Annotated in this window: 13 protein-coding genes; 2 read left to right on the top strand and 11 right to left on the bottom strand. The window is 47.4% G+C overall.

Features of this window, described 5'->3' with window-relative positions:
- Positions 1–69: 69 nt before the first annotated feature.
- Positions 70–1884 (top strand): excinuclease ABC subunit UvrC, encoded by a 1815-nt coding sequence (gene uvrC, locus ACFE7X_RS03215; protein WP_375434218.1) that lies wholly within the window; start codon positions 70–72, stop codon positions 1882–1884.
- A gap of 96 nt (positions 1885–1980) precedes the next feature.
- Here uvrC and gldN read toward each other — a convergent pair whose 3' ends face one another.
- The 10 genes from gldN to lipB form a co-directional block, all read right to left on the bottom strand.
- The gene (gene gldN / locus ACFE7X_RS03210) at positions 1981–2847 is read right to left on the bottom strand and encodes a gliding motility protein GldN (protein WP_375434217.1); all 867 of its coding nucleotides are present in this window, start codon (positions 2845–2847) and stop codon (positions 1981–1983) included.
- 47 nt (positions 2848–2894) lie between these two features.
- Positions 2895–4484 (bottom strand): gliding motility protein GldM, encoded by a 1590-nt coding sequence (gene gldM, locus ACFE7X_RS03205; protein ID WP_375434216.1) that lies wholly within the window; start codon positions 4482–4484, stop codon positions 2895–2897.
- A gap of 58 nt (positions 4485–4542) precedes the next feature.
- Positions 4543–5349 carry a gliding motility protein GldL gene (gene gldL, locus ACFE7X_RS03200; RefSeq protein ID WP_375434311.1) on the bottom strand — a complete coding sequence of 269 codons (807 nt, stop codon included), beginning with the start codon at positions 5347–5349 and terminating at the stop codon, positions 4543–4545.
- An 82-nt stretch (positions 5350–5431) separates the two neighbouring features.
- Positions 5432–6451, bottom strand: coding sequence for an SUMF1/EgtB/PvdO family nonheme iron enzyme (locus ACFE7X_RS03195; protein ID WP_375434215.1), 1020 nt, complete (start codon positions 6449–6451; stop codon positions 5432–5434).
- A 238-nt stretch (positions 6452–6689) separates the two neighbouring features.
- Complete coding sequence (locus ACFE7X_RS03190) at positions 6690–7706, bottom strand: PorP/SprF family type IX secretion system membrane protein (RefSeq protein WP_375434214.1); 1017 nt, start codon at positions 7704–7706, stop codon at positions 6690–6692.
- Between the two features lie 142 nt (positions 7707–7848).
- Positions 7849–8679 carry a uroporphyrinogen-III synthase gene (locus ACFE7X_RS03185; RefSeq protein ID WP_375434213.1) on the bottom strand — a complete coding sequence of 277 codons (831 nt, stop codon included), beginning with the start codon at positions 8677–8679 and terminating at the stop codon, positions 7849–7851.
- A 77-nt stretch (positions 8680–8756) separates the two neighbouring features.
- On the bottom strand, positions 8757–9962 hold the full coding sequence (locus tag ACFE7X_RS03180) for a DUF4271 domain-containing protein (protein ID WP_375434212.1): 1206 nt from the start codon (positions 9960–9962) through the stop codon (positions 8757–8759).
- Positions 9963–9984: 22 nt separating this feature from the next.
- Positions 9985–11055: an MraY family glycosyltransferase gene (locus ACFE7X_RS03175; RefSeq protein ID WP_375434211.1), complete on the bottom strand. Its 1071-nt coding sequence runs from the start codon at positions 11053–11055 to the stop codon at positions 9985–9987.
- 67 nt (positions 11056–11122) lie between these two features.
- A complete protein-coding gene (locus ACFE7X_RS03170) occupies positions 11123–11539 on the bottom strand; it encodes a hypothetical protein (RefSeq protein WP_375434210.1) in 417 nt (138 codons plus the stop codon).
- Positions 11540–11590: 51 nt separating this feature from the next.
- Positions 11591–12403: a lipoyl(octanoyl) transferase LipB gene (gene lipB, locus ACFE7X_RS03165; RefSeq protein ID WP_375434209.1), complete on the bottom strand. Its 813-nt coding sequence runs from the start codon at positions 12401–12403 to the stop codon at positions 11591–11593.
- A 198-nt stretch (positions 12404–12601) separates the two neighbouring features.
- Between lipB and ACFE7X_RS03160 the strand changes: the two genes are divergently transcribed.
- On the top strand, positions 12602–12958 hold the full coding sequence (locus ACFE7X_RS03160) for a YraN family protein (RefSeq protein WP_375434208.1): 357 nt from the start codon (positions 12602–12604) through the stop codon (positions 12956–12958).
- A gap of 39 nt (positions 12959–12997) precedes the next feature.
- On the opposite strand, the gene ACFE7X_RS03155 is transcribed toward ACFE7X_RS03160, so the two are convergent.
- Complete coding sequence (locus ACFE7X_RS03155) at positions 12998–13954, bottom strand: toxin-antitoxin system YwqK family antitoxin (protein WP_375434207.1); 957 nt, start codon at positions 13952–13954, stop codon at positions 12998–13000.
- Positions 13955–14100 lie beyond the last annotated feature (146 nt).

Here is a 14100-nt window from a genome sequence, read left to right as displayed (position 1 = left end):
GGCATTTCTGCACAAACAGTAAGCCCACTAGAGCAAACCAACGCATCAACTAGCATACGTCCAAGATTTATGGCCGCCCAAGCCCATCTGCAAGACCAAATCCGTCAGCTACCACACCGTCCCGGCGTGTACAAATACTTCGATGATGAGGGCATCATCTACGTAGGAAAGGCTGTGGATTTGCGCAAACGAGTAAGCAGTTACTTCACAAAGCAGGATCACAACAAGAAAACCCAGCAACTAGTCAAGAACATCAAGCGCATCGAATTCACAATAGTGGACAGCGAGTCAGACGCTTTCTTGCTGGAAAACAACTTGATTAAGCAGCATCAGCCTAAGTATAACATCTTGTTGAAGGATGGGAAAACCTATCCGTATCTGCTGCTCACCAACGAGCGGTTTCCGCGTCTTATTCCTACCCGCAACAAGCGTCCGGACGAAGGGTATTATTTCGGCCCGTATGCGAACGGGTCTTCTCTTCATGTGGTGCTAGAGCTTATCCGTGCTTTGTACCCACTGCGCACTTGCACCTACAACTTGTCGCCGCAGAACGTGGAGGCGCACAAGTTTAAGGTGTGTCTGGAATATCACTTAGGCAACTGCAAAGGCCCCTGTGAAGGTTTGCAAGATGAAGAAACGTACAACCAATACGTGCAGCAGATCCGGCAGATCTTAAATGGCAACCTAAGCATTCCCAAGCAGTATTTCCGGGACAAAATGACGCAGGCTGCTCAGGAATTACAATACGAGCTAGCGCACCAATACAAGCAGAAACTAGATCGGCTTGATGCTTTCCAGGCCAAAAGCACGATTGTTAATCCGTCGCTTTCCAATATTGATGTGTTCGGCATTGCTTCCAACGAAAAGCTGGCATTTATCAACTACCTGAAAGTGATGAATGGTTCTATTATTTTAACACAATCCATTGAGGTACTCAAAAAGCTAGACGAGCCCGACGAGGAAGTACTTGCCGCTATGGTGATGCAGATGCGAACAGAGTTTGATAGTCAATCCAAAGAAATCCTGACCAACGTGCCGCTGCCTGCTCTTCCTCTACCGGGAGTTACTATCACTCAGCCACAAATTGGAGATAAACGCAAGCTTCTAGAGTTGAGCATTAAAAACGTGCTGTACCTCCGCAAAGAAAAGGAAAGCATGAACGAGCGCAGCAAGGACCTCAACGAGGTGCGCATTATGGAAACTATCAAAAAGGACCTTCGCCTTACTGAACTGCCAAAGCACATTGAATGCTTCGACAATTCCAATTTTCAAGGTGATAACCCAGTGGCTGCCATGGTTTGCTTTCGCAATGCCAAGGCAAGTAAGAAAGACTACCGCCACTACCATATCAAAACGGTAGTTGGCCCCAACGACTTCGACTCTATGTATGAAGTCGTTTCACGGCGCTACCGTCGCCTCGTAGACGAGGGTGCATCACTACCACAATTAGTTATTGTGGACGGTGGTAAGGGTCAGTTAAGCATGGCCGTTAAGGCGCTAAAAGATCTTAATCTTTGGGGACAGATAGCGGTAATAGGCATTGCTAAACGGCTAGAGGAGATTTACGTTCCTAACGATCCACTACCTCTCTACATCGATAAGAAAAGCGAATCGTTGCGCCTTTTTCAGCGTATGCGTGACGAAGTGCACCGGTTTGGTATTACTTTCCACCGCAGCCGGCGCGATGCTGCTACCCTTAAAACGGAGCTTACTGAGGTAAAAGGTCTTGGTCCCATTACGGCTGATAAGCTACTGAGCAAGTTTAAATCAGTGAAGAAGCTTCGTGAGTTAAGTGAATCTGAACTCGTAGCAGAAGTAGGGAAAGCCAAGGCACGAGTACTCATCGAATATTTTGCGCAGCAGGAACAAGAGGCAACAGATTAGCTAGACAAAGCAAAAGGCCCCAACCAAGATTTGGTTGGGGCCTTTTGCTTTATTAAACAATCAATTACGACAAGCGTACCTGATCAAATTGCATTTTTAGAAGCTCCAAAGGTTGTACTCATACTCGATTAGATCGGCGGCGGCTTGCTGCGAAGCAAGAATACCTTGCTGCTGGCCACCATAGATTTCGTCAAGACGAGCATCATTCGGATTGGAAACCTTCACGATGTAAGAGTTGAAAAGCCACAGTTCAAATGCGTCAGCAAGATTCTTATGTTGCGCGTCGTTTTGCGAATTAAACCAGATGGCTTTATCCGGATTGTTACGGAACACCTTTACTAAATCGCTGTACTTAAATGTAGCAATTGGCTTTTCAATACCTGAGGTATTGGAGCTTAGCGTAGAAGGCACAACTAGCGTAATGGTTTTGATATCATGATACATCCGCGACCGTTTCTTGTCGAAGATCATATCTTCTTTCAATTCCATCTGGTACAACTCCTTATACCGATACTCGTTAGCTGCCGCAACTGCCGTTTTTGGTTTCGCTGCACCTTTCTTCAATGGAGCTCCCCATTCATCAACGGCCTCTTCCGAGAAACCAGCAGCTTTTTCTTCATCGCTCAAGCCTGCGCTGGACTCCGAATACGACATGTTGCCTGTTACTTCAGCTGGAGTGTATGTAGAGGTCAACGAATCATTTTTGTAAGCCTGCAACTCACCACGCTTCACAGCGTCAATAATAACTCGGCTTATTTCCTTGCCTTCCGAGAACATAGGCTTGTTCTGCTTTTCACGCAAGTCAATCGCACGCAGGATAGTTTTGCGGAACATAATGTCCGAATTTGGAATCGGACGGTATGAGCCATTACTACTTGCCGTAGTAGCCTGCTCCTGAGCCGAAGCAGCTAATGAGAGCATTAGAGCGGCCGTTAGAGCGGATAAAGAAAAGAATTTGTTCATACCGGAGTAATCAAAAAAGAGCTGCAGTTAGTTCAGAAAAGTAACGCTTACAGCAGCGGAATATTGAACGACTTATTGCCTACGCTCACCTCTTCCACTTGATTCTGGAAGTTCTGACGCTGTACCTGCTTCACTTCAATGTAAAGACGGTCGCCCTCACGAGCAGCGTTTACTACGGCAGTCAAGTCAGCATTAGGACCATTAACTGGAATGGCCTGCATAGCTGGGCGCTTGCCACGAACCAGAGTTACCTCATAGCGAGCTACCCGGTAACGTGCATCTTCGGGAAGGAATGTAGCAAAGCCAGCATCCGGCACAGCACGCAACTGCATGTTACGTACGGCATTGATAGGAGTACCTTGCTTTTCATTGGCAGGACGCCCGCCTACTACGCACTGAATGTCAGGCTTCGGAATTGGCCGTACCTGGAAAGTTTGCGAACCGATAGCATTGCCACCGCTGCTTACACTCAGAGTTACCTCTCGTGCGTTTGGTACTAGCGTCACTTCACCTTTGGCAGAACCTTTGATGGTTGAAGCGCCGGAAGCGGAGAAGCTAGGATCATACTGAGCTCCTAAAGCCGGAACCTGCACACTGAGCTTATTACCGCACTTAAAGTAAAGTGCTTGTACCGAAGCCGATTGTACCTGCATTACCGGTTTAGTTATTGTATAGGGCACAGCTACTTTGAAGGTAGTGTCCCGGCCATTCTGCTTGAAGCGAATAGTGCCGGTCCACTGAGCCTTAGCGTTACCAGAAGCATCAAATGCTCCAGGGCGAGCTGTAAATTCAACTTTTCCTTTACCGGTAGAAGGATCAACGGCCAGAGGCGAACCGTTCAACGTCATAGTTGGCTTAAGGCCGGTAGCCGAAGCTGTCAGGAACAACTCCGCCTTGTACTTAGTACCAGCAGCAACAGTGTTCGACTCAGCACTAGCGAAAGCACCTACTTTATCGAATACGATAATGTTGCCACCAACTTTCGCGGATTGAGCTGCCAAAGCATCTGATTCGTACTTCAGAACTTCTGCTTCTTTCTGCGATAAAGTTGCCAAAGCTGCTACAAGTGGCGTGTTCTCGAAATTCAATTCAGCGAAGTTCTTGGAACGTTGCTCGGGGTCAGTAACCATCGGGTCCTCCTTGGCATCCAGAGCTAACGGGGAAGCGGAAGGAACAAACGTGCGTATGTACGTAGAGTACTCGTTGAGCTTGCCCTTCATCTCGTAAGCAGCACCGTTCTTTTTGCCACCTAGCATAGTGATAGCCACCTTGTCTTCGGCACTCATATTCTTGTACTCGTTCTTGCCTTTCGTGTTTTCCGTGGCCGTTACGAGTTTGTCGCGTACACTGCCCAGATACTCAATCATCTGCTTGGTACGCTCCCGGATTTGTTCACTTTGTTTCAGCACAGCTACATCAGCAGCTTGGTTACGATTTTTTTCAACCTGTGCTTGAATACCTTTTACGGTACCATCATTGGAAGTAGAAACCTTAGCATTGATGCTACTAAGGCTATCATCCAAGAATTTAAATTTCAGCAGAATTGCTGAGTTTACTTGTAAGGCAAGAAGTGCAGTGAGTACTAGGTACATCATGCCTATCATTTTCTGCCTTGGAGTTTCTTTTCCTCCCGCCATCTCGTCTACCTAATTATATAGTGGCCCCGAAAATTTTAATTTGCTGCTATCCTAGCTATTAGCTAGTAGCCCGCATAGCATTTAACATGTTGCCATACACACGGTTCAACGAGTTGAGGTTACCGGTAAGAGCAGCCACTTCGTTTTTGAACTTCTCAGTGTCTTTGCCAGCTTCGGTCATATTCTGCATTGCCTGGCTTAGTGTACCGTAAAACTGGTTCATTGACTTAAGATGCGTGTTAGCATCCTGCAATTCCATTTCATAAACAGCATTCAAAGCACCTAAGTTCTTGGTTACCGTTTGAACCTGTACATGATACTCCTTGGCATCCTTAGTGGCATCCGACATAGCACTCATTGCTTGTGCTGTATTTGCATACGCTTCGTTGATGCGCTCGAGCGAAGTAGCAGCTGAACGCACTTTAGCAGTGTACTCGTCGGTAGCATTTGTTGCGTCACCAAGAGTAGATAGTTGCTGCGTAGTAGTACTCAATCGGTTCAAACCTTGACCTAAAGAAGATATAGCCTCAGGCGTCACGTTGGCATCCTTCAGCATATCATCCAACTTACGGGTTAAGCCTTTGCTATTGCTCTCCTCAACAAACTTGTTGCTGTTGGTTGAAGGATCATATCCCTCAGAAAGCTCTGGGTAAACCAGTGACCAGTCATGCTCTTTCGCTGCGGGCTGAAAGGCACTCAAGAAGAAGATAACGGCCTCCGTCCCTAGACCAACGATTAGCATAACGTCAGCACCTTTCCAGTGCTGAATTTTAAACAAAGCTCCAATGATTACGACTGCGGCCCCAATGCCATAGATTTTGGGCATCAGCACATCATAGAGAAAACTACCGCCTTTAGCTGCCATGTGATTTGATTGTTGGAAAGAAGAGGTTGGTGATTGAATTGAAACGGAAAAGCAAATAGAAATCGTAGCGAGCAAAAACCAACTAGTTTAATTGGCCGTTGGTGCCCATTCCGATCTGGATCATGGCTGTACGGAAGCCAATGAACGAGCGGGATGAATCTTGGTATTCGAAGTTGCGAGTACCTGTTTCTAGGAAATAAGCAATGTCTTTCCAAGAGCCGCCACGTACAACCTTGCGAGGCTCGTTATCATCTGGGTTGGTTGGGTTCATATCCCACACTACAGGTACCGAAGCTTCCATATAGGCGTCATCGCACCACTCAGCCACGTTACCCGACATATCGTACAAACCAAAATCGTTCGGGAAGAAGGCACCAACTGGCGAAGTGTAGGCATAACCATCAGAAGCGTAATCACCACGACCAGGCTTAAAGTTGGCTAGCATACACCCTTTCGAGTTCCGCAAATAAGGCCCTCCCCAAGGATAGGTTGCTAAATCACGACCACCGCGCGCTGCGTATTCCCATTCGGCTTCTGAAGGCAGGCGGAAATTAGGATTTGCTGCAAGACCCACTTCTTCTTGCGCCGCGTTCTTGTGTTTGGTGCGCCAGTTGCAGAAGTACTTGGCTGCAAACCAGTCTACCCCTACTACAGGATAGTCATCGAAAGCTGGGTGAGTATAATAGTACTCCATCAATGGATCGCCCATATGATAGGTAAAGTCACGCACCCATACAGTCGTATCCGGATAAAGCTCCGTCATGACGTACTCTTCTCCTAGCACATCAACTGAGTCCTGCCGAATGGCATTCATGAATTGACGGTATTCATTATTGGTGATTTCGGTTTCGTCCATGTAGAAGCCAGCAATGGTTACTTGCTTATTCATGTTGACCATAGAAGCCGAAATATCCTGGTCTGTTTGGCCCATATGAAACGTACCACCTGGGCAGGGCACCATCCCAAAAGGAACCTCTTGCGGGTTAAACTCGGGCCGGTCCTCTGCCCCAACTAGGTCGCCTTGTGGTCCTTTACCAAAACCACAGCCCCCCAGAATTAATGCCGATATGGCAAAGAGAGGCAATCCGAAAAACTTATTCATGTGAGGAAGTAAAATGACTGTTGAGGCGGCGATACCAGAAGATTACAATTTTTCGAGTTGGCAAATCTAACGAAACTTACGTTCGTGCGCAAACCAAACGCTCAATGCCTTGCATTTGTCTGCGAACTGACAAAACTGCCAGCTAAACGACGAAACGCAAAGAATTAGTGCCTAGTTCCTGGAAATCCTTCCTCCACGTAATCAAGGCATCGAGGTGACCCACCTTAACAAAAAAAGCTTAGAAGCTATATCGGGGCGTACGTATTGCGGGACGTGTAGCCATACTAGGTTTGGGCAGACGATAGGAGAGCATAATCTCGTGCGAGCTAAGAGCCCGCGCATCTTGATTAAATGCAATAAAATCAAAAGCGTACCCAATCCTTAACGCATTGTCTTTTGCAAGCGCTAACCCAGCCATACCTGTGAAAGACTCATCATAGCGGTAGCCTACACCACCCCAGAACTTATCATTGAAAGTGGCACGAACGTTCGCTTCGTAGGAGTTATTTTTAAACGTAAACTTTCCATCATCACCAAACTTTCCAGGTAGCACCATCTTCATCAGTACCGAAGGAGTAACCACAACGGATGAAGATGCTTCAATATTATATCCGACTGTAAAATAAGAGTGGTTTTCACCAATATACCTTGCTGTGTTCTGATAGCTGGTAATATTCCCTTGCTCATCAGTTACAGCGCTTTGAAACTTATATTCTGACCGAAGTAAGTTATTTACGCTCAAACCAGCATATAGAGTTGGGGATTCGTACCACACTCCTACTCCTACGTCAAACTTGTTGTCTGATCCATCAAGAGGAACGCTTGGATCGTTCGCATCGATGTAACGATACACACCTTTTGCGAGGTAGTTGTATACGCCCTGTACTCCAAGACCTAGCTTGCCCTCACCTAACTGAATATGTTTTGAATAAGAGACCTGCGCATTGGTCATTTTAAATTGCGCGATTTCGTCTCTAAAGACATGAAAGCCGATACCACCACCTAATACCTGCACAGGAAATGATCCTGTTAGCATATATGTTTTGGGTTCTCCTCCTGCGTCAAAAGAAGCATTGTAGTTGAGATACTGATAGCGCCCGATTGCTGTTATTTCACCTTGTCCCTTGATGCCTGCATAGGCTGGGTTAAGGTACATACCATTAAAACCATAGTGAGTAAACTGTGGCTGTTGTTGCGCTACCGCAGTGCCTGTAACAACGGTTAACAGGCAGGCGGAAAGTATAGTTACTTTCATATAAACATCTGATTTAAGGTGCGTTACAACTAGGGTGGCTAGATGAGGGACGTTTTCAAATGTATTGTAAAAAACCCTGTGCAACAAATACTAAGTAAAAAACAAATGGGGAAGCAGATTCACTGCTCCCCCATTTGTTTTTCTATACGTTTTGCTTTCCATTCTTGTTTTTTTCCTTGCCAATATCCGGACCGTGATGGTTTCGGATGTAAGCTTCAATGGCACCAGTCATAGAAGGCGCGTTTGGTTGAGGTGCTTCAATGTCCAATTCCAAGCCAGCATCGGTGACTGCTTTTGCGGTAGTAGGCCCAAAAGCAGCTATTCGAGTGCCGTTTTGCTGAAAATCAGGAAAGTTAACAAACAGCGAACTGATACCTGAAGGACTAAAGAAGGCAATACAATCGTATTTAACATCTGTTAAATCGGACAGGTCGCTAGCTACTGTCCGATAGATAACGGCCTCAGTGAACTTAAAATTGTTAGCCCGCATAAATTCGGGGATATCATCTTTTCGAATATCAGAGCATGGGTATAGAAATTTCTCGCTCTTATGCTTCTTGATAACATCAAAAAGATCGGCTGCAGTACGCTGTCCTACAAATAGTTTGCGCTTGCGCAACACTATATATTTCTGCAAATAGTTAGCAGTCTGCTCTGAAATGCAGAAATACTTCATTTCAGCAGGCATTTCCAGCTTAGCTTCCTGACAGATACGAAAGAAATGATCTACAGCATTCCGACTAGTGAAAATGACAGCCGTATGCTCGGAGATATTAACTTTCTCTTTTCGGAAATCCTTATAGGAAACCGGTTGTACCTCGATAAACTCCCGAAAGTCTACTTTGATGCCGTATTTCTCGGCAATAGCAAAATAGGGGGAAACGTCAGTGGTCGGCTTAGGCTGGGTGACAAGGATGCTGGAGATTCGCTTGGCATGACGGCCCGTCCCCGGTTTGTCTTTGCTCTCGGCCATAGGGTAAAGGAAAGGGTAGATCTAACGCAATAAGAGAGTGGCGGCGGCAGCCTGCCTCGACAGTGAAAAGTAGAGGCTTAGTACGTGAAAACGATTAGTTTAAGCAAAATGACCAGAGGAATCACTTCAGTGGTGCAAAGGTAAGAAAACAAATGCAGATTAAAGAGTGAAGTCTTACGATGCAACGTCCGAGCCACCCGGATAACTGTACCAATCAACAGCAAGGAAACTACCCCATTCGAGACCCACAGTACCGCTGCAGGAAGGGTTTGGTTGAGGCCTAAGTACAGTAACATAACCAAGGGCAGAAACAAGCCCAGAAACAAGATAGTGCGAATAAATTCTCGGTACTGCACCAGCACCAATTCGCCTACATCAAAAATATAACTTAACAGTTCTAGGAATAAGTATTTCCCAAGCACGAATCCTGCTATTAGTACAGTATAGAGTAATACTCGGACAACAAGCGCCGACTCTGGAACATCGAAAAGCCGACGTAGGATAACGATGTTCTGAACGTTGGTATGAATAGCAACTAAAAGCAATGCAAACGACAAGGAAAAAATAAGAACTAACAAGATATTAAGCCACGTTACCGTCGGTTTAATCAGGAAGTCTTGTTGAGCTGTAGATCGGCTCCATAGCCCCTCGAATTGGTAGATTCGGGCGAAACCTGGTTGATAAGTAGCCCGAACTCCACCGTACAGCAATCCTATTAGCAGTAAGAAACACAAAAACACATTCTCGCCGGGATGACTACGTACTAATGGTTGCGCTAATGCTTGATTGGGCGCCTTACTGATACTCGCTGCAGTGGTGGTCGTGACTTGACTGTTGGTAAATGAACTTAGATCAGGGGCTGCCTCCGGGTGCCATACACAAAGCAAATGGGTTCTCGCTACATTGTCTGGCGGCAGCAACTTACCAAGATCCAGGGTGTAGGGAGCAGTAGCCGCCGCCGTAAAGACAAGTCGATTATCGAGGAATAAGCTTTGGCCCTCGCGAGCCGTAAAGCTGATAAGGAATAGGTGTGTTGGTTGCAGTGCTATCCATTGATAGTAAGCGTGTGAGGGAGCATGGTAGTCGGGCAAGTACAGAACCAACCGATTTCGGTCGGCATCGTGAATAAGCCAATCGGAAGAAAGACCACTACGCTGCGCAGGCGGCAATGGGTGGTACTCGGCCGCCCACACCGAAGTCAAAGGCCACAACACTAAAAGCAGCACCAGCAAATACCGCCGAACAACCATATGCTCCTCGCCTTTTTTGTTTCTATGGCTCATATGCGGTTCCGCTTCAAATAAGCTAGGACGTCACCCGTTGCTTTTCAGTGGTACGGCTGCGATAAACACCCAAAAATACACTTAGCAGCAGCGAGAAGCCTACGAGCATAGCAATAAGCAAAGTGTTGCCAAGGGAGGAAAAATTAATTACAAACAGAATCACTAACAGATTGAGCAAGCCAAGCAGAATTACAGTACCTATTTGCTGAAAGCCCATAGCAAGAATACGATGGTGCAGATGGTTCTTGTCGGGAGAGAAGGGCGAGCGACCCTCCATCATACGCAGGATGAAAACCCGCAGCGTATCGAAGAGAGGAACGAATAGAATACCAGCGGCAACTGAGGGCGCAGAAGAAGCAAATGGCTGCCCCACCTTTAAACCCATTTCAACAAATTGAATAGTAAGCACTGATACAATGAAGCCGCATACGAGCGAACCTGTGTCACCCATGAAAATACTGGCCCTGTGGAAATTATAGCGCAAGAACCCGATAATTCCCCCCATCAGGCAGACGGACACGAAAACGTAGTTGCTGTAGCCAGGCCCGCCGTAACGCACAAAATAATAGCCGAATGTGCTGACAATGATGATAACAATGCTGCCCGCCAAGCCGTCGAGCCCATCAATTAGGTTGATGGCATTGGTGATACCAACAATTACGACGAACGTAAACGCGTAGCTTATACCTATCGGCAATTCGTGCACGCCTAAAATGCCTTGAAAGCTGGTTAGACGGACATCGGCCATAATCATGACGATACCGGTAGCTAATAGTTGACCGATAAACTTTTTCATTACTGAAATAGTCACCAAGTCATCTTTCAAGCCTACAAAAAACAACACGATACAGCCTGCTAGAAGCTGCTGAATACCATTGCCGAGATCAGCAAAAATGGTGAGAGCCGACATGAAGCCCGCGAAAATCGCCACGCCGCCAAGACGAGGCGTAAGCGACTCATGCACGGTGCGCACATTGGGCGTATCGAGCATGTTTTTGAGGTGGGCGATGTAGATAATGGAAGGCACCGCGAAGAGGGCCACCAAAAATGCCCACAGAAACGACAAACTCAACTGGATTCCGAGAGGATTCATCACGTAACAACTTAAAATAGAAGCACAAGCTGCGTTCAATAAACTACACAGCTACTGCAAAGAAGAACTAACCATGCAGCACGCCCTCGCGGCCGAGTAAGGGGATAGCCGTAAGGTTAGCAGGCACGATAGAGTCCGGCACGAAGATGAATTTCTTGTCGAAAACTTGGGTGTCGCGGTAGTAGCTCACCCAATACTGGTTGTTGAGATGAAACAAATCGGGGTCGATAGGTTCGATAGGCACGGCTGTGCGTGGCTCGACCTCGGTGAAGACGTGCCGTAACGTAGATGTACGGACAGTTTCCCCATCGGGGCGGGAGCCGTAGCCGTTGGAATTGACGATGACGTTGCGAATTGGAAAGGCATTCTCGTTCAGCAAATACACTTGCCAACCGGCTTTACCTTGTTCCGTAGCAGCGGCCTCTTCGGGCACTACAGCCACCGAAACGCCAGCGACTGGTTCAAAATTGATATGCTCCTTCATAAAGTCTTGAATGCCGCTTTACATTTCGATGTGTGGATGTCGCCTACCTTCTTAGAGGGAAGCACTAACACGCTTTTCTGCGAGTTCCGCTTCAAACAAAAGCGCAAGGTGAGGCAGCAAACGGTCCTGAACTTCGGTCATCGGTACCGCCCGGCCTAGCTCCTGCTGAAGTGAGGTTACAGCCTTGTCGGTGATGCCACAAGGGACAATGTGGCCGAAGTACGTGAGGTCGGTATTAACATTGAGTGCAAAGCCGTGCATGGTTACCCACCGGCTACACTTCACACCCAGGGCGCAGATCTTACGCGGATTAAGGGCTCCTTCCTCGAAATCGAGCCAAACTCCGGTAAGGCCAGCAATGCGGCCAGCTTGTATACCGTAATCAGCTAAGGTTTCAATAACAGCCTCTTCTAACAGGCGCAGGTAGCGGTGAATATCGGTAAAGAAGTTGTCGAGGTCGAGGATGGGGTAGCCAACTAATTGGCCAGGGCCATGGTAGGTGATGTCGCCACCACGGTTAATGCGGTGAAACGTGGCGCCGTGAACAACTAATTCATTATCAGTTAGTAATAGATGCTCTGGCTTCCCACTTTTGCCAAGAGTATACACATGCGGGTGTTCGACCAGCAACAGATAATTGGTGGTAGCGGTGGGCGCCATGCCTGCCTCCATTGCTTGACGATTCCGGGTTTTGCAAGCCAGCGTATCAGCAAGCAATTGCTCTTGATAAGCCCAGGCAGCCTCATAAGGCATTAAGCCGAGTCGCTCCACCTGAATCTTCCGGACTTGGCCAGCAAGGGTAGCGGACGTAGCATCCGGGGCAGCAAGCGGCGCTGGTTCCGCGCAATGACTATACGTGTGCATGGCAAAGCAACTAAGGGTACCCAACAAACCAAGGACCGAGCGAAAGCTGCAAGTCGAAAGCAATTTCATTGCTTTAACTCAGGATCAACACCATCTAGTTTCCACGGCCTGAGCGGAAAAGGCGCAAAGTTACTAGATTAAGCGCCAAACTCAATCTGAGTTAGCGACTTCTTCTCTGCTTACCTACTTCGTTTTTGCATGAGCACTAAAGCCCACCAGCTAGGACAAGCCGGCGAGGAGGCTGCTATGGCTTTCTTGAGAAGCCAAGGGTACGAGTTGCTGCACAGAGGCTACCGGTACGGTCGGGCCGAAGTAGACTTGGTGATGCAGTGGGGACAAGAACTATTGGTGTTCGTGGAAGTCAAAACTCGCTCCTCCACCCAATTTGGTTATCCAGAAACCTTTGTTACTGAACGCAAGAAGCAACTCTTCCGGTTAGCTGCCGAACACTTGCAAGAAGAATCAACTTGGTCTGGCGACATTCGTTTCGACATCCTAGCCATTACTCCTGCCGCTGAAGGTTGGCGAATAGAGCATTTCGAGGACGCTTTTTAGTAGGAAATAAGTGAATCACTCGCTCCAACAACGCAGTTGTTAATTAGTGCGACGATTCGTTTTGCCGGGCCGGTCCGTTACAGCATCGCGCCGGTCAAACTTATCTTTCTCGTAGACTAGCACGCCATTGCGGTTATACTCTTTGATAAGAATAGGCTCGGTTACTTCTGGGTCATAGCCTGACTCACCGTACTGATACACATAATGGCTGCGGTTGCGAAAGCCCCAGTATTTGGTCCACTCACCTACTTTCTTACCATTCTCAAAAGTACCCGCCCAGTCCTTCTGGCCATTTTGCTGGTAGCGGAAATAGTCGCCCTCCAGCTTACCATTGACATAAGGTACCACTTCCTTTATCAGCTTATTGTCGGTATCGTAATACGTAACGTTGGCGTCGCGTGGGAAGCCCATCTCGTAGTGAGTTTTGGTAACCAATACGTTGTCTTTAGTAAGCCTCTCCCAACGCAAGTGCTTGGTCCCAACTGCGAAGAAGCCGGTTTCAATCACCTTGCCGCCTTGCAGCTTCTTGTAAGGGCCATGCAGTATTTTATCAGTAGCGGCATTCAACTCGGTGTTGGCTCGAAAGATTTTTCGTTTGCGAGGATTGAAGTAGTAAATAGTAGCGGAGTAAGCATTAGGCGCTTTGAACGTTTTGAGGTAGTAGAATATCTCCACCACCTGGTTCTTGCCTTTCGGTCCTGACTTCGTGTAGCCTTTTTTGATCCGCTCGCCTAGGAAGATGTTTTTCTTCTTTTTGGTTTTGCGCAGCTCGGCCCTCTCTTTGTCTTTGGCCGCTTTCTCTTGCGCTTTCGTAAGCGCCGCCACCTTCTTCGGATCTAAGGAAGGCGTTTTGGTGGTATCGCCGGAAGTAGTGAGCGTGTCAGCAAAAGCTACAGTGGGCACCTCCGTGCGGCTATCAAACGATACTGTTTTCTTGGAGCAGGCTCCTAAGCTGCTCAACAATAGTAGTGAGATGTACAGATAGGACAGGCGCATGGGAACAAGTACAAACAGTTTTCGCAGCATCAAACGCAAAGATATAGGGATTTGGTACCCGGCTTAAGTGCCGTTTGCTCGCAGCTTGCAATTGCTTGTAGCTTAGTAACTAGCGAAAACGGAATCAGCCAGCGGTCAAAACAAAC

It is taken from the genome of uncultured Hymenobacter sp. (genome assembly GCF_964242765.1).
GTDB lineage: Bacteria > Bacteroidota > Bacteroidia > Cytophagales > Hymenobacteraceae > Hymenobacter.
The sequence above is the reverse complement of the archived record's forward strand: the minus strand, read 5'-3'. Positions and strand labels throughout refer to the sequence as shown.

Coding starts and splice junctions, on each gene's coding strand:
- uvrC (WP_375434218.1), top strand. CDS start 70: ATGGCCGCCCAAGCCCATCTGCAAGACCAAATCCGTCAGCTACCACAC.
- gldN (WP_375434217.1), bottom strand. CDS start 2,847: ATGAACAAATTCTTTTCTTTATCCGCTCTAACGGCCGCTCTAATGCTC.
- gldM (WP_375434216.1), bottom strand. CDS start 4,484: ATGGCGGGAGGAAAAGAAACTCCAAGGCAGAAAATGATAGGCATGATG.
- gldL (WP_375434311.1), bottom strand. CDS start 5,349: ATGGCAGCTAAAGGCGGTAGTTTTCTCTATGATGTGCTGATGCCCAAA.
- ACFE7X_RS03195 (WP_375434215.1), bottom strand. CDS start 6,451: ATGAATAAGTTTTTCGGATTGCCTCTCTTTGCCATATCGGCATTAATT.
- ACFE7X_RS03190 (WP_375434214.1), bottom strand. CDS start 7,706: ATGAAAGTAACTATACTTTCCGCCTGCCTGTTAACCGTTGTTACAGGC.
- ACFE7X_RS03185 (WP_375434213.1), bottom strand. CDS start 8,679: ATGGCCGAGAGCAAAGACAAACCGGGGACGGGCCGTCATGCCAAGCGA.
- ACFE7X_RS03180 (WP_375434212.1), bottom strand. CDS start 9,962: ATGAGCCATAGAAACAAAAAAGGCGAGGAGCATATGGTTGTTCGGCGG.
- ACFE7X_RS03175 (WP_375434211.1), bottom strand. CDS start 11,055: ATGAATCCTCTCGGAATCCAGTTGAGTTTGTCGTTTCTGTGGGCATTT.
- ACFE7X_RS03170 (WP_375434210.1), bottom strand. CDS start 11,539: ATGAAGGAGCATATCAATTTTGAACCAGTCGCTGGCGTTTCGGTGGCT.
- lipB (WP_375434209.1), bottom strand. CDS start 12,403: ATGCACACGTATAGTCATTGCGCGGAACCAGCGCCGCTTGCTGCCCCG.
- ACFE7X_RS03160 (WP_375434208.1), top strand. CDS start 12,602: ATGAGCACTAAAGCCCACCAGCTAGGACAAGCCGGCGAGGAGGCTGCT.
- ACFE7X_RS03155 (WP_375434207.1), bottom strand. CDS start 13,954: ATGCGCCTGTCCTATCTGTACATCTCACTACTATTGTTGAGCAGCTTA.